Here is a 17,798-nt window from a genome sequence, read left to right on the forward strand (position 1 = left end):
TTCTACCTTTCTAAATGATTTAATTCAACGTATATATCTGAAATTAATTTTGATAGAGGTCTTTTATGGTAATCTTTTTCATCAGTATACACACCAGTAAATAGTCTATTGGTGTCGCTGTCAGATAATGGAATTATATTATTTATTTCGTTCAAATAATATTCTGGAATAAAAATTTTCTTCAAAATTATATCCAAAATGAGATCACTGTGTATTTGATATAGATTTTGTAAATCTAATAAATCAAAATCATTTTTGAAATCTTTATGAGTTTTTGAAGAGATATATATAGAATCACGATTGAACAAAAAATTACCATCTAAGGGATACCAACTAAATCTTAATCGTTGATTTGATGAAATCTTAACATTGTATGGGGATAATAAAAACGTTTCAGTACCTTTATTCCTGTTACAACTTGGACAAGAAGGGATTAAATTATAAAAAGAGGCTACAAAAATAGGGAATTGTGATTTATTCCAAAAATGGTCTAATTCACAGGTGTTTTTATTGGTGGAAGAATTCATAAAATTTCGATTACAGTAGGGACATACTGATAAATGAGTTATAGATAGAATTTTTTTGCGCCGACTGTCTTTACTAATTGCATTATATACATTATTGATTAGATAATCTTTAATTGATATCAATCTATTTCCTTTTATTCTTCTATTGCTTTTTATACTGAATTTGTAATCTAAATTAATGACTGTTGGGTCTGCAACAAGCTTTTCAAGTTCATCATAAGAAAGTAGCATAATATCTAAAAATGGTTTATCTGATAAATCTCTATCAAGGATTCTCTGAAATATTGATGATACTTTTGTTAAACACCACTTATCTAAATTTTTTCTATAAGCTTCCTTCATATGTATATAAACATTTTCACACAGTACCTTAACTTCTTCGTCATTTATTTGATTAATTGTTATCATTTAAGACCTCTTTAGATTTTCTATTTGGTAATATTATAACAAATTAATTAATGAAATAGAACATTCGGAAGATAAGGAATCCCAAATTGTAAAATTAAGTGAAAAGGCAACACTTTTCTGTACAAATTTTATAAAGTGTTTTTTAGGCGATGACTCGCTTAGTTATAGGGGCTTGATAATTAAGAATGCTGTGTAGACGGTGATGATTCCACCAGTGCACATAGTCTTTGGTCTTAAGAGTTAGCTCTTCTAGCGACTGAAATGTCTCTTGGTTAATAAACTCAATTTTAAAGGAACGATAGGTACTCTCAGCGACGGCATTATCGTAAGGACAACCAGCTTGACTAAGTGAACGAGTAATATCAAAGGCTTCCAACATCTCATCTATCAGTTGATTATCAAACTCTTTGCCACGATCATAATGGAATAACTTGACTTTAGTAAGGGCATAAGGCACGCTTTGAATAGCCTGCTTCACGAGTTCTGCTGTCTTGTGCCAACCTAGAAATACACCTATGATTTCACGATTGAAGAGATCAATAATCAAGCAGACCTAAGCCCAACGCTTATTGACACGAACATAAGTCAAGTCCGTCACAATTACTTCAAGAGGCTCTTGTTGGTGGAATTGTCGAGACAAGCGATTTGGAATTGGAGCATTATTCTTTCCTTTTGAATATGGTTTAAATGACGCTTTCTGGTAAACAGAAACCAAATGTAGTCTCTTCATGATACGACGAATCCGTCGTCTAGATAGTATGATTCCTTTAGACTCCAGTCGTTTCTTAATTTTTCTAGCACGGTATCTAGATTTGCTTTCAAGAAAGATCATTTTAATATTTTCATCAAGAGCCGTCTCAGACACAGCCTCTACCGCTTGATAGTAATAGCTAGAACGCGGAATGTTCAGCCAACGACACATAGCCGAAATACTGTATTTATCCTTATTAGCAGTAATTATTTTCCTTTTTGTGCCATAATCACTGCCGTTTGCTTTAGGATATCTTATTGCATTTCTAGTTCTTTATTGCGTTTTCTAAGGGCTATCAGCTCACGCTGTTCATCTGTTAGATTATCAACAGGTTTGAAGGAACCAGTTGTTTTGGATTATCTAATCCACTTATCGAAAGTTGAAGGGGTTAAGTCATATTCTTTGATAAGTTCATTACGTTTTTTCCCAGCATTATGAAGGTCAACGATTTGTTGTTTAAAATCATCAGTGAAGTGACGATAGACTTTTCTAGACATCTATTTTTATCCTGTTTTTTTATCTGTATAGAACACTTTATAAATTCTGTCTAGTTAAGTATAACCTTTTCATTTCATTCCATAAAAACGAAATGAGGTAGGCTGAAATGAAAAAAACTTATGTAAAAGACTTTACTTCTTCATATATTATTGATGGTGAAGAAATTGTTGTGACATCACCTGCAAGATTTGATTCTGACACTCATGAAATTTTATATGATATAGAATTGGATAATATTGCGGTTATTAAGGCAGATGAAATCTATAGAAGTAAATTTAATATTGTTCGTGCTGAACAGATTAAAAACTTCCGAAAAGAATTGAATATCAGTTTGAAAGATTTAGGTGAAGCATTACATATTGACGAAGAGGTACTTGAAGGTTATTTTACTTTTATCTGATAAGAGAACCTTTTGAAACTTTGTATTTTCTTCAAATCAAATTTAAAGCATTCTTTCAGTGGTTTTTAACAATATGATAGTGAGTTTCAATAGTATGTTAAATATTGAATATTTTTGTGATATACGAGTCATGATTATCTTCTTTTTGAGTAGTTGTCTTGATACTTATCCCATCAAGTTTTTTATTTTTTCTGGTTTTTTCTCGTTTCAAGTGTAATGGTGCAGATTATACAAAATTATTGGTTAAATCAACTGTTTTCTTCTTATATTTATGATAGAATACATAATATTATTATTTTTTTTGGAGGCAAAATGAAAGCACCTTTTAACCGTGAGAAAAGGCAGAAATTTTCCTTTCGTAAACTAACGATTGGATTTTTGTCTGTTGCAATCGCGAGCTTATTTGTAGGATTTTCTGATGGACCAGCACAAATTGTTTCGGCCGATCAGTTAACATCTAGTACAAAAGCTCTCAAAACAATATCCTACCACTATGTTACTGATTCCGAATTGACAAAGAAAGAGTATGATCAAATCATAAAAGGATTTCCTTCACAAATTGAAGAAAATGATACCGACTATTATTTTATCTATAAACCTCAAGAAAAAATAGTATCAGATTCTCAAAATAAAACTCTACCTAAAACAGGTCAACAAACATCTGATTTCAGTACTTTGATAGCATCTGGTTTAATACTTGTTGCCATTGTTATTATAAAAAAGAAACATAAAAAAGAAGTTATAGTTAGTCTTTTGTTATTGACAGCTGGCGGAATAACAATGAGTTCACAAGAAGTTTTAGCATTAAAAAATGATGTTTTATCTCAGTTTAATCAAACATTTCAGATTGAATCAACACAATTTTTACCAAAGCCAGTCACTATCAATGGCTATGATTATATTGGTTATTTTAAAATCCCTAAAGATAATACCAAAGATGTTGAGATAGACAGTTCGACATCGTCTAACATCGTAAAAGTTCCTGAAACAGCACCTAGACAAGCTGATCCAAAAGAGGCAAGAGTTGAGAGTCGACTAGAAACAACAACATCTATTATTCCATTTACTGAAGAAACGCAAGACAGTGATGAGCTTTTTGTTGGAGAATCAAAAGTCATTCAGGAAGGTGAAACAGGACTACGCACCATCACTACCAAAATTGATACAATTGATGGTAGTGTGATTAGTACCGAAGAAATCTCAAACGAAGTCAGTCAATCACCAGTCAATCGAATTGTTGCTATAGGCACAAAGATTAAAGAGAGCAATGTTCCTGAAACAGCACCTACACAACCAGACTCAAAAGAGGCAAGAGTTGAGAGTCGACTAGAAACCACAACATCAATTATTCCATTTACTGAAGAAACGCAAGACAGTGATGAGCTTTTTGTTGGAGAATCAAAAGTCATTCAGGAAGGTGTAACAGGACAACGCACCATCACTACCAAAATTGATACAATTGATGGCAGTGTGATTAGTACCGAAGAAATCTCAAACGAAATCAGCCAATCACCAGTCAATCGAATTGTTGCTATAGGCACAAAGGTCAAAGAGAGTAAAGTCCCCGAAACAGCTCCTACGCAGCCAGATGCAAAAGAGGCAACCGTTGAGAGTCGATTAGAAACTACAACGACAACTATTCCATTTACCGAAGAAAGGCAAGACAGTGATGCGCTTTTTGTTGGAGAATCTAAAGTCATTCAAGAAGGTGTAACAGGAATACGTACTATCACCACAAAAATTGATACTATTGATGGCAGTGTGATCAGCACTGAAGAAATCTCAAACGAAATCAGCCAATTCCCAGTCAATCGAATTGTTGCCATTGGCACAAAGGTCAAAGAGATTAAAGTTCCTGAAACTGCCCCTACTCAACCAGATACAAAAGAGGCAACCGTTGACAGTCGACTAGAAACCACAACATCTACTATTCCATTTACGGAAGAAACGCAAGATAGTGATGCGCTTTTTGTTGGAGAATCAAAAGTTATTCAAGAAGGTGTAACAGGAGTACGCACCATCACCACAAAAATTGATACTATTGATGGTAGTGTGATCAGCACTGAAGAAATCTCAAATGAAGTCAGCCAATCTCCGGTCAATCGAATTGTTGCTATAGGCACAAAGGTTAAAGAGAGTAAAGTTCCTGAAACAGCACCTAGACAAGCAGACAATGTAGCTGAAGTTATTTATAAAATTGAGACAGAAATTGAAGACATTGATTTTAATCATGTAGTGGTTAACGATGCTGACAAATATGAAGATGAGGAAGCTGACATACGTCCTGGAGTCAAAGGTAAGCGCGAAATCGTTAGGCGTATCCATCTCATTGATGGTCAAACTATTAAAACAGAAGAAATATCGTCTACACAAACGTTAGCTCCTGTTGATCAAATCACCACCATTGGTATAAAAGTAGATAAGCGACAACTCCAAGCAGAATATGATGATAAAGACATTGTTAAACAGGATTTGTTATATCTACTAGCAGAAAATTTTAAAAAGAATGCTTATGATCAAGCACTTTCCAATGCTTATGCTGTTTTGAATGATAAAGATGCCAATAAAACAAATGTCAAAAAAGCACTTGATGATCTAAAAGCTGCACGTCAAGCTTTAAATGGTCAATTAAAAAATGTCCCAACTTTGGCTATTAAAACAATCACTAAAAATGAAGAACGTAAAGAAGCTACTGTAACATTTACTTTGAATGATCTAGACCAAGCTTCTCTTTCATCTAAACTTTATCTCTATCAAGGCTCTAATCTTCTTAGAGAACTCGAAATCACAACTATCGATAATCCTTTAACCATATCAAACCTTGATTATTATACTGACTACACTATTAAAACTGAACTTCAGTATAATATTGGTAATGGCAATATCACTAAGCTTTCGGATGAGACTGAAACATTCCGACTTGACTATAAGAAAATTGAATTAAAAGATGTTGATGAGATAGAAATTTATGAAAAAGAAGGGCAAAACTTTAAACGCTTAATGACATTTACTGAAAAGCCTACGCAATTAGATAATTTCTTCATTAAAATTAAATCAGATCGCTTTAAAGAGAAGTTATTGCCTATTTCATCTATTTCAGAAGATGCTAATCATCCAAATGCTTATAAAGTATCAGTGATGTTTGATGAACTAGTACAAGATAAAAAGACAACAACAGATACACAATATCAATCAGGTTTCCACTTTTTTGTGGCTAAACCTAAAACAGACAATACTGTCTATACAGATTTTAAGGCATTGATAGATGCTATTAAACTTAATCCAAGTGGTTCTTATACAATAGGTGCCCATTTAATTGCTAATGATCTTGACGTTGCACAAAATGGTAGCTCATATGTCGAAGAATTTAGTGGTACTTTAACTGCAGAACATAATGGCAATAAGTATGCCATCTATGATTTAAGAAAACCATTGTTCAATACGCTAAAAAAAGCTACTATAACGCATCTTGATCTCAAAAATGTCTCCATTGCGGTAGCAACATCAGAGCTTGGTGCCTTAGCCAATACTGTTAGTAACAGTCACTTAGAAGACATTGCTGCCACAGGATCTATCACAGGACCTAACGTTGTCGGTGGTATCATAGGTGCTGGGATTGAAAATAGTACTATTCAAAATGTTAGCTTTGAAGGAACGGTTAATAGTTCTGCCAACTGGCAAACTAGCTACATGGTTGGAGGAATTGCTGGTCTATTAAATAGAGCCAGTCTAACTTCTGCTTCAACTAATGTGACATTGAATTTACCAACCACTGGTCAGACACATCGTGGTGGTGGACTAGTTGGTTTGATGGACAATAATGCTCGTTTATCAAAAGCCATTGCTAGAGGAACAATCAATTATTCTGGAAATAGTCAAGTTGGTGGAATTGTTGGTTCAACATGGGTTAACGGTCAAGTTAATGATGTCATTAGTGATATTGACGTTCAAAATGGTAATCTTATCCACGGGGATACTGCTCATAAAAATGCTAATATCCGTCAAGCATATGCTGTCCCAACAGACAATAAAGGACGAGTAGATCAGTGGACAACACGGATTACACCAGCTGACATCGCTAATAAATTAACCAGTTATAATATTACGGCAACGATTACTGATAGTAAAAATCAACTAGAACGTCATGAAAATTTAGATTATACAGTGCTTAAAAATGCTGTTTCTGATCGTTCTACTGCCTATTATAATGTGGAAAAACTCATTCCATTTTATAATAAAGAATGGATTATCCATCAAGGGAATAAAATATCTACTAGCGATAAGCTATATCAAACTAAGCTTCTTGATGTAGTTCCAATGAAGGACTCTGAAGTTATTATTGATCTTTCTAGTCAAAAGAATGAGATTAATAGACTAATGCTTCATTATGCTGATGGGACTATCAACTATCGACCATTAAACTTTATTGGTCAGTTTAAAAATACAGATGTCTTTGAATATCAACTAGCTGGTACAGATCTTATCTATACACCGGAAGAATTTATTTCAGATTATACCGATGTTATAAATCAAGTGCTACCTGAACTGAGTGCTGTTGTTTTTTCTGAGGAAAGTTTAAAAACGACTCTTAAAATGACAGATAATGATAAGTTGTACGAATTGTTCCTTGAAGAAAGTTTTGCAGAGATAAAAAATGATTTACCGAGTCAAATCAGAAAAATATTAACCATGAACCAGTCTATCAACACAAAAGGTAAGAGTGTTAAAGACTATCTGATAAACACTATTAAAGAGAATAAAGAAGCTCTCTTATTAGGTTTAGCTTATATGAATCGTTGGTACGACATTAATTATGATGATCTAAATACAAAAGATTTAACGGCGTTCAAGCATGACTTCTTTGGTTCTCAAGATAGTAATAGTTTAGATGTCATCATAAATATTGGGAAATCTGGCTTTGAACAGTTGAAAGGTAAAAATACCGTTTTGACCTATAGCAAACTATTGGCATATCCTAAACAACAAAATACGGTCTTTAACTTATTGGAAACTTATCGTCAACTCTTTTTACCAAACAAATCAAATAGTCTTTGGTTCAAAGATAATAGTAAGGCATACATTGTTGAAATGTTGTCTGACATTCCGGAGGTTAGATCTAAACAAGAAACTGCCTCACGTGATGATAAATTTGCCATTGGATTGTATGATAAATTAACGCAAAATAGTTGGTCATTTAAAAATATGGTTCTTCCTTTATTGACTATGAAAGAAGAAAGTCTTTATATTATTTCAACCCTTTCAACTATTTCCTTTGGTGGTTATGAAAGATATCTCTATAATAATCAAGCACCAAATGGGGAAGACTATAAGACATATATGCACAAACTAGTTGATACAACAGCTAAATGGCATCGCGATCATTTTGATTTTTGGTATAAAATATTAAATCCAGAATCACGTGAAAAATTAGCAAATAGTATCCTCAATTATGATGGATTTAACTATCGAAATAGTGCTAATAGATCTAGTTGGAGAACTTTAGAATCCAAGGATGCCTCTATTAGAGATTTCTTTGGACCTGTTGGAAAATGGTATATCAATAATGGTGCTGGTGCTTATGCAACTGGTCATGATGTTAGTTTTGTTTTTTATCGTATTTTAGATAGAGTTGGTGGCTCTACTATGACACACGAAATGGTTCATAATTTTGATGGTAATATTTATTTCGAAGGAAATGGTAGACGAACAGGACTTGGTGCAGAGCTATTTGCCTTAGGGTTACTACAATCTCCTGATAATATTGATGAAGCAACAATGACAATCAATCACATTTTCAATGATTATCCTGATTCTGATACAAGAATGCATACTATTTCTCCTAAAACAAGATTTAATAATGCTGATGATTTACAACAATATATCAGAGGGATGTTTGATGTTGTCTATAGCTTAGAATATTTAGAAGCTCAAAGTGTTTTAAAAGCAACTCCAGAAGTTAAAAAAGCATGGTACCGCACGATTGAAAATTATTATGTTACTGATGAAAAAACAGGTAAGGAGACACATGCTGGAAATACTGTCCGTGAACTAACCGATGAAGAAGTTGCCAGATTGACTGATTTTAATAGTCTTATTGATAATAACATTCTTAATAGACGTGATTATAGAGAAGGAAAACGTGGTCGTAACGGCTATTATACGACTAGCCTCCACTCTCCTATCTATGCTGCTTTAGATAATCAAAAAGGCGCACCAGGAGATGTCATGTTCAGACGTATTGCTTTTGAATTATTAGCAGAAAAAGGCTACCAAAACGGATTCATTCCTTATGTATCAAATCAATTGGGTGATGTTGCTACTGCTGAAAATTCATTAACTTGGTCTAGCTGGTTTAATAGAAATGTACCATTGATTACAGACCAACATGTCCTACAACATATCTTTAATGGAAAATATGAAAGCTGGGCAGCCTTTAAGAAAGCAATGTATCAAGAAAGAATTGATAAATTGCAAACTCTTAAACCAATCACTATACAATATGAATTAGGAAATCCTCAAAGTACTAAAACGATTACTATCAGTAGTCTCAGTCAATTACAAGAACTTATGGATGCTGCTGCTCGGAAAGATTTTGACAACTTACCACGAGCTACTAATCATACTCCAGCAAGCTGGGTTAACTTGTTGAAAAAGAAAATTTATAATGCTTATCTGCGTGAGACAGATGAGTTTAGACAATCTATTTTTAATTGATAAAAATTTTCTATCACTTCAATCCAACACTATATTAACTCATTGTCAACTGTAGTAGGTGATTAGTAAACAAGTTCGAGAGAGAATCATTTGATTCTCTCTCTTTTTATGCTTAAGCCGATGATAATTTTTATTTTAAATTGCCGAATCTAAAGCTTGTGCCTTGATAGCTTTGATGGGTTTATTAGTCATTTTTAGTTTTGCGTTTAAATAAGGAAGTATAATTGCATTTGAGATATTTTTTTAAATATTCTTAGAAGAGTTGAAAAACAGGGTTAATAAAGAGGCAGTTATTGTTTATCATCACATAAAATGGTAAGTTTTTTAAGAAGAAGTTGCTTTTTTGTATTAATAATAAAATAATAATGATATAAAGGTTAAACAACGATTAGCATCAGATCGACAATTGACATTAATAGATATTGCTTAAGTGAAGGTCAACAATAAGAGAGATACAGCCATGTTTAACATTGATCCGGGAGACTCCCATGGACAATATGATAATACATAACAGTAGTACAAAAGAATCAAAAAAATGTTACACTATTATTATGAGATTAGACAAATTATTGGATGAATTGGGTTACGGGTCCAGAAATCAGGTTAAGAAAATGATCAAAATGAAGCAAGTCACTGTTGATAATGAAATTGTGCTCGATACTAGTCGCAACGTTGACCCGAGTATTCAGGAGGTTAGGGTTGGGAGTGAGCCAATCGCTTATCACCAAACGGTTTATTATCTGATGAACAAACCTCAGGGTGTCGTCACAGCAAAAAAAGATAACAAATTTCAAACGGTGCTTGACCTTCTGAAAGAAACGGATAAGCGAGCAGATATTTATCCTATTGGTCGTTTGGATCGTGATACCGAAGGATTAATCCTCCTCACCAATAATGGCCCTCTAGGCTATCGGATGCTTCATCCTAGTCATCATGTTGACAAAACCTACCGAGTTACCGTTAATGGTTTTCTTGATGAAGATGCTATCTCTTTCTTCCAAGCTGGTGTCGTCTTTTTAGATGGGACGGTTTGTAAACCAGCAGACTTAACGATTTTATCGTCATCAGAAAATGAAAGCGAGGCTTTAGTAACGATTAGAGAAGGGCGTTTCCACCAAATCAAAAAAATGTTTTTGAGTTATGGGCTCAAAGTCATCTCACTTAAACGAATTTCCTTTGGACCATTTACTATTGAGGATTCTCTTTTACCAGGCGATTATCGCTTGTTGACAGTAGAAGAAAAAGAAAAATTAAAACAATTTTTGGATTAGAAGAAGTGGTATTAAGCCTGAAAGAATAATCTAAGTGATTGGTTCCATATAACAATAAAATAAAAGAGGTGTATAGAATGATAGAATTTCTATTTTTAATTATCTTCAGTTTCCTAATTTTAATAAGTTTAATAATAATCTCACAGGTGTTTTTATCAAAAATTAAGAATAAATGGTTTGGGTTACTTCTACCAATCTTAAGCTTTATACACTCATTAGTTAGGCTTTTCGATTATATTAGATTTGGTAATAGTGAGTTTACGGTTATTATAGATATAATCTTTTGGGGCAATATACCCACTATTGTTTTGTTAGCTATTTATTTATTAATAAGAAGAAAAATGAAAAAATCTTCTGAAACTAATGAAGTAACTAGTAACGATTTATAGGCAAAAACGTCATTTTTAATATTTTTTAAAGCTGAAGTAGTAGAATAAAAATTCTTTGACTAACGAAAGTTATTTAATACTTGTTATGATGTGTTCTACTAATTTGAAAATGCTTATACAAAGAGAATTAAAAATAATCAATCAATTTGTTATTAATCTTATATAACAGAGTGAGTTTGAAAAGTATCAACTGTTCACGAGTTATCGTGAGCTTTTTATTTTTTGTAAATAAAATCTGGTAAAGTATTATTTTATAAAGTTAGTCGTGCTATAATATAATTATTAATTTTGAATGGGGTTTAGAATTGTGACATTAATTGAAGGTGAATTAAAGATTGTTAAGGTAAAAGAATTGCTTGAACAAAAATTAACTATTCCAGAGTATCAAAGGCCATATAGGTGGTCTGAAAAATCAACCAATACGTTATTTACTGATACTTATAATGCTTTTAAATCAGATATTAATGAGTATCGATTGGGTTCTGTTATTCTCCATAAAAATTTCCCAAATGAGGACTATCGGATTGTTGATGGGCAGCAGAGAACAACAACGCTATCACTGTTACTCTATGCTTTAGGTGAAGACTCCCAAACACTTTTGAAACAGAAGTATCAATCCTCATCTTATGAGGCTATTAATAATAATTTTGCTCTCCTTAAGAAACGTTGTTTGGAACTTTCCGATGATGAGAGCAAAAAGTATAAAGAATATCTACAAGAAAAATGCACTGTTGTTCAGATTGTGACGGATAGTGAGCAAGAAGCTTTTCAGTTTTTTGATTCGCAAAATTCTCGTGGCAAAGCTCTCAAACCACACGACTTGTTAAAGTCCTATCATTTACGTGAAATGAATCATGATCCAGAACAGATCAAGCAGCAATTGATTTCTGCTTGGGAAGAAACAGACCAAAATGCCTTGGAAGATCTCTTTCGAAACTATTTGTACCCAGTAATTCGTTGGTTTAAGCACAAGGATGGTTTGTATTATTCTAGTGATAAGATTCATGATTTTAAGGGCATTAAACAGTCTAACACTTACAATTATGCAACTTATCATAAGGCAAGTAATATTTTTATCGAGCAAATTAATGCTAGTGGTTCAAGAGAACTACTGAGTTCTGAGGAATTAAATCAGTTTCAGCTGACTCAACCGATTATGGCAGGGAAACGTTTCTTTGCTTGGACCTTGCATTATGCAAACTTACTAGATAAGGTTAAGCATAAAATTGAAGATTACCATCAGCCTGAACAAATACCAAGTCAGAGAACTGGCGATATTTATATCAAACAACTTTATGAAGCTTCGTTGCTGTTTTTTGCGGATCGATTTAGTTTTGAAGCGATAGATGACTCGGTCATGCATCAATTATACACTTGGTGTTATTCATTACGCTTGAAAATGAAGGCAGTTTATCCGCAAACCATCAACAAGTATGCTTGTGGTAGACATGAACGTATCAATGAAAACAAAGATTTATTTACACAAATGAGTGAAATGATTGATGCTCAAGACTTAAAAATCTTATTAATGGATAAGATTGAAGACCCAAATGATAACTATAAAGCAGTCTATGATGCATTAAAAGAATGGAACGGGTGGTAAGCATGAGTGAAACACTAAAATTGATAAAAGTATCAGAAATATTTTCCAACGTTTCTTATGAAGTTCCCATTTATCAGAGAAATTATGCTTGGGGAATAGATCAAATTGAACAATTGATAGATGATATTGAGACAGCTAATTCTGACTATTTTATTGGTAATTTAATTGTCAATCAAAAAGACAATAATGTTTATGAGGTGATTGACGGGCAACAACGTCTGACAACCTTATTCTTACTCGAAAGGTACTTAGGAATGACCTTTAGTAAAGATGCTTTACGATTTGAAGCAAGAGAAAAATCAAATCGAACGCTAGCAGCTTTACCAGATATGACGCAATTGATTGAGGAACTACAATCTGATGAAATCAAAGAAGGTTATAAAATTATTTCTGACTATTTTAAGAAGACAGGTCTAGATAAAACGAAATTTATTGAGCGATTACATCATGTTAATATCATCCGTGTGCAAGTACCGGCTAAGATTGATTTGAATCATTATTTTGAAATCATGAACACACGCGGGGAGCAATTAGAACTTCATGAAATTGCCAAGGCTAATCTGATGGGGCAGTTGACATCACCAAGAGCTAAAAAAATCGCCAAAGATATTTGGGAATATTGTTCCAATATGGATGCTTATGTGCAGATGAATTTTCCATCAGATAAAAGAAAGCAGATTTTTACAGAGGATTGGTCGGATTTATCACCTAAAATAAACAGTTTTAAAGCTTTAGAAGATAGTTATGATGAGACATCTGATAAAGAAGAGGCTAGGTCACTACAAGATATTATTGATAATAAACCAACAGCAACAATTGAAAAACAGGATGAAACTGATGAAAATGAACGATTTGAAGCCATTGTTTCTTTTCCTAATTTCTTATTACAAGTTAATGAAGCAATCACAAGAACAAATAATGATGATGATGCTAGTTTAGACGATAAAAATCTTTTGGCTAATCTGGCAAGGAATTGGGAAAGTGAACAGGTAGCAAAAGACTTCTTTTTTACCTTGTTAAAGGCTCGAGTGATTTTTGACAAATATGTTTTAAAACGTGAGTACGCTAGAGACTATAAGGAAACTGGGAAATGGTCCTTGCAACAACTTAAAAAATATGTTGATCATAAAAACAGTGCAAAACCACAATACCTTTCAACCTTTGGGGAAGAAGCAGATAAAGATAATACTAATGCTAGTATTAGTAATAAGCAGCTTCGTACCTTGCAATCGGCTTTGCGTATTACCTATACTTCACCAAAAACAATGCACTGGATTTCACTTATTTTAGCCAATTATCTGAAAAACGAAGAGTATGATATTCTAAAAAGTCTTGAACAGTATGCTGCATCTAAAGTCAAAGATTCTCAATATAAAATAAAATCAGGCTTTGGATTTGACAGAATTGTTTTCACTTACTTGGATTATTTATTGTATAGAGAAGGCTTCAGTTATCAGGGTGAAACAATCGTCACACCTTTAGCTGATGACTGGCAATTTCAATTTAGAAGTTCGATTGAACATTTCTATCCCCAACACCCATCAGAACAAGCCAAATGGCCAGATGCTAGTTTAAATAGCTTTGGTAACCTAGCCTTGATTACTGTTTCAGGTAATTCTACCTTCAGCAATGCCATGCCAATTGGTAAAGCAAGCACAAACCCTGGAATAATCGAACAAAGTTTGAAACTACGAATTATGGCAGCAATGATGCGAAAAAATAATAGCCAATGGACTGAAGACTTAGCAAAAGAACATCAAGCTAAAATGTTTGATATTCTTAGTGAGAATATTTGAAAAGGGAAGCGTTTTTAATCAGCCAGAAACTCTGCTAGTATTTCATTAAGGAGGGTGATGAGCTATCAAGTGTTAGAAACTGGGAGTGATGGGATAAAATTTATTTAGAATTTTTTATTTCAGTTATTATATAAGAAAGGATGGATACTTATGCGCAATTTTGAGAAGGATTCTGATTTAGATGCATGGCGCTCATATTTGATTAACTATAGATTTTTAGAAAATCCAACAATAAAGAATTTTAAATCAGTTGGTAATAGACTATTTTATAAATATAAAAATAATAAGGAAGTTGAAATTACTCTTTCGGGAGATTGTTCGTTTAATTTTAATGAAAAAAAGAAAAAACTTTTTGAAGACATAATCCGTCATTATGAAGATAAGACAGGGGTAAAACAAAGCGACACTCGTAATAAATTGTTAGCTTGTTGTAGTAATCATCATCAGGAATGTAATTTTGCATTGATGCCTGTTGTAGGAGGAATGAACAATGTAAAAGGAAAAATTAAAATATCTAATGGTAAAGTTAAAGTTCATCAATTGGGTCGACAGCCTAATAATTTATTTGATAGATTAGATAGTTTTCTTTCTCTTTTAAATGAATTTTATAATTTTAGAAAAAAGTGTAACGAATTTAATTGCAGTTTAAAAGAAATTGGAGAATATTATAGCGAATCAATTTTTTTAGAGTCTTTAAAATCAGAAAATTTCACAATTTTGTATGATTTTTTGGAAAAATTCACAGATATAAATGAATATGTCGAAACATTTTATCCATGGATAAAAGAAGATTTTTTAATAAAATTATTAAAATCTGGTGCAGACGATATAGAAACAATTGAAGACTTAGAAAAGTATATGACTTTAGCTCAAGAGTATTGGCAATTATATGATGATTACAATAAAAAGGTGAAAGATACTAAAGATGTTGAGGGTATTATAGAGGCTATTAAAAAAGAATTGAAACTTTCATAAAAATGATTAATAATCCATTAATCACTTCAAATTATCAATTTTTCATTATAAAATTGGTAAATGTATAACAAAAAAGTGTATGGATATTATAGAATCAAAATATTCGATGTTAATTTTATTTTATTAAACTGTTACTGAGTGATTGACTGATAAATCCTTACTTGATATACTTAAGTAAGAATTTTTCATTATTGTATTTATAAATTTAGGAGTTGTTATGTCAGAGTTTTTAGTGCATACTAAGGGTGAAGTGGTACATTCTAATGAAAAGAAACATACCTATGTTATAGAAGCTGATAGCTTGGAAGAGGCTCAGAAAATTGGTAGGGAAGTATTTTTGGAAGAGTATGGAGAAAATATATCTTCTGAAATTATCGTAAATACAAAAAAGTTTAATAGAACAATGTTAATATTGTTGAGTTTATTTTTAATGTCTGCAGCAATCTTTTTATCATTTATTCCGTGGTTTACAGAGAATTCCCATACACCTATAATAATAAGTCCTGATTTAACTAGTATTATATTTTCAGTTTTATTCTATGTTGCATTTTTACTAAGATTTAAAGGGATTGCAAACATAGAGCCTCTTAAAGATTTTTTACTATCAGCAGTTTTTATCTTACTTTTTTCAAGTTTTATTAATATTATTCTGGTAAATAAGACATTTACTATTTTGAATTTTGAGTTATCTGTGGATTCAAGAACAATAATGATTATTGCAGTGATATTGTCTTGGATTGGGTTAAAATCTAGTAGTGCAATTTGTATGTTATTCATTATTGGACTAGGCTTATTAAATCTTAATAATCTAAGTGAAGCAATGAAAATATATGGCGTATTATATGGTATGTTGTCATTTTTTGGCATTTTCTCATATGCTTTAGCCGAACCTTCAATCATTGATTCTATACCAATATTACAAGAATCCATGTTTAAAAATAGCAGGGTAATTAAGAGTAATGTTAAAAAATTAAAAAAAGATTCTATTAGTGTTAGAAATAAAATTCAATTGTTTAAAAATAATAGGAGAGAGAGATGAAGAAAATAGGTGTATTAATTTTATCTGTTGTTATTTTGATTGGTGCTGGATTATTTATATATAATACTTTTTTTCAAACATCATCAGTTGTGAGTAATAAAACAGCTGAAGCAAAAGAGAATGATGTAAGAACACTGACAATTATAAATAATACTGGAGAAATCATTAATGAAATTCGTATTATGATTGATAAAGGTACTGAAGTAGTTGAACCTATAAAAAATCCAGATGAAAAAAGTATTAGTGTAGAGATTCCACAAGAATATGAAGAGCATACTAAATTTAAAATTATAGTTATTGATCGTTATAAGAATGAGTACGAGATTAATAAAACAATAAAAAAACCGAAAGGTCGTTTTGAGATAGAAATAACTGAAGAAAATCTTACAAAAAAAGGTAGTTTTTTAGGTAATCTATTTAATTAAATCAACTTTATAAAGAATAGTGAATGCGATAAATATAATTAGTTTATCGTAGTTATTAATCTATCTCACTTTACCGAATTTAAGATATTAAAAGGAGAGTCATTTTTATTATTTTAAAAAGCGACTAAGGATTTAAAATCCTAGTCGTTTTTGTTGTATTTGAGGACTTCATAAGTGTAAAAAATAATAGTATGATTTTGTATAAGTAATAGTTTCTTTGAGTTCCTTATGATATACTATTATGGAAAAGAAATTTAATATATTATTTTAAAAATTAGTGACTAGTTTTAGTAAAATGATTTTTTTTATTTTGACTTTGAAGATAATCATTTACTAATTTAAATGGTTTAAGAAAAGAGGAGTAACATGAAGTCTCGTGAGTTTATAACAACCACTGTTTTAAATCTTGGTGATGAAAATTATGAAATATTAAAGCAAGCTCTTTTGGGTAAATTTATTTCTTTTGTTATTATTGAGGATTCTGCAATAACAAAAGATCTTTTAGCTGAAAAATTATGTGATTATTTTGAAAAACTTGAATTGAAAACTAATAAGTCATTTGATTTTTTCCTTAAAAACTATATGAACAATCTTGATGAAATTGTTAGAACTAGAATAGCAAAAACAACCGCCCCTAAAAAAGGAGAAAATACTACTGTAATTGTTCCTAGGGCTAGAAGATATTATGAAAAAGCTCTAAAGTTAAAAGATAGCCGTAAGGTAACTTTTAATAAGCTATATGATTATACAAGAATTATGCTAAGTCTTTATTCTGCTATTATTGAAAATAATTATAAGGAAATTCATAATATCAATTATTCTATAGAAGTCATCAATTCTCATAAGATCATAACTTCAATGAAAAATGAGAAGGAAGAGGTTTTCCTACAAGGAAAAAAACCAAAATTCAATTTAAAAGATTTATATTCGGCTTCTTCTTGTACATTTATCATTGTTAATATCTTATTAAACAAAATGCTTGAAGATAAATTTTAAGGAGAT

Annotated in this window: 10 protein-coding genes and 1 pseudogene; 9 read left to right on the forward strand and 2 right to left on the reverse strand. The window is 31.8% G+C overall.

Annotated elements, in window-relative coordinates:
• Positions 1–2: 2 nt before the first annotated feature.
• Complete coding sequence (locus JHK62_RS00945) at positions 3–935, reverse strand: HNH endonuclease (RefSeq protein WP_213087384.1); 933 nt, start codon at positions 933–935, stop codon at positions 3–5.
• Positions 936–1,077: 142 nt separating this feature from the next.
• A pseudogene (locus JHK62_RS00950) lies at positions 1,078–2,183 on the reverse strand (IS3 family transposase).
• A 107-nt stretch (positions 2,184–2,290) separates the two neighbouring features.
• Between JHK62_RS00950 and JHK62_RS00955 the strand changes: the two are divergent.
• The 9 genes from JHK62_RS00955 (at position 2,291) to JHK62_RS00995 (ending at position 17,792) form a co-directional block, all read left to right on the forward strand.
• Complete coding sequence (locus tag JHK62_RS00955; RefSeq protein WP_199574809.1) at positions 2,291–2,584, forward strand: hypothetical protein; 294 nt, start codon at positions 2,291–2,293, stop codon at positions 2,582–2,584.
• A gap of 312 nt (positions 2,585–2,896) precedes the next feature.
• Entirely contained in the window at positions 2,897–9,298 is a 6,402-nt protein-coding gene (locus tag JHK62_RS00960) for a ZmpA/ZmpB/ZmpC family metallo-endopeptidase (RefSeq protein WP_199574810.1), read from the forward strand.
• A 551-nt stretch (positions 9,299–9,849) separates the two neighbouring features.
• Complete coding sequence (locus JHK62_RS00965; protein WP_199575234.1) at positions 9,850–10,569, forward strand: pseudouridine synthase; 720 nt, start codon at positions 9,850–9,852, stop codon at positions 10,567–10,569.
• 696 nt (positions 10,570–11,265) lie between these two features.
• Positions 11,266–12,561, forward strand: a complete 1,296-nt coding sequence (locus JHK62_RS00970; protein ID WP_199574811.1) for a DUF7834 domain-containing protein — start codon at positions 11,266–11,268, stop codon at positions 12,559–12,561.
• A gap of 2 nt (positions 12,562–12,563) precedes the next feature.
• Positions 12,564–14,357 carry a DUF262 domain-containing protein gene (locus JHK62_RS00975; RefSeq protein ID WP_199574812.1) on the forward strand — a complete coding sequence of 598 codons (1,794 nt, stop codon included), beginning with the start codon at positions 12,564–12,566 and terminating at the stop codon, positions 14,355–14,357.
• Positions 14,358–14,507: 150 nt separating this feature from the next.
• Positions 14,508–15,332: a hypothetical protein gene (locus JHK62_RS00980; protein ID WP_199574813.1), complete on the forward strand. Its 825-nt coding sequence runs from the start codon at positions 14,508–14,510 to the stop codon at positions 15,330–15,332.
• 217 nt (positions 15,333–15,549) lie between these two features.
• On the forward strand, positions 15,550–16,371 hold the full coding sequence (locus JHK62_RS00985) for a hypothetical protein (protein WP_199574814.1): 822 nt from the start codon (positions 15,550–15,552) through the stop codon (positions 16,369–16,371).
• On the forward strand, positions 16,368–16,796 hold the full coding sequence (locus tag JHK62_RS00990) for a hypothetical protein (RefSeq protein ID WP_199574815.1): 429 nt from the start codon (positions 16,368–16,370) through the stop codon (positions 16,794–16,796). The genes JHK62_RS00985 and JHK62_RS00990 overlap by 4 nt, the downstream gene beginning before the upstream one ends.
• 366 nt (positions 16,797–17,162) lie before the next feature.
• On the forward strand, positions 17,163–17,792 hold the full coding sequence (locus JHK62_RS00995) for a hypothetical protein (RefSeq protein ID WP_199574816.1): 630 nt from the start codon (positions 17,163–17,165) through the stop codon (positions 17,790–17,792).
• Positions 17,793–17,798 lie beyond the last annotated feature (6 nt).

Source organism: Streptococcus pacificus (genome assembly GCF_016481305.1).
Lineage (GTDB): Bacteria > Bacillota > Bacilli > Lactobacillales > Streptococcaceae > Streptococcus > Streptococcus pacificus.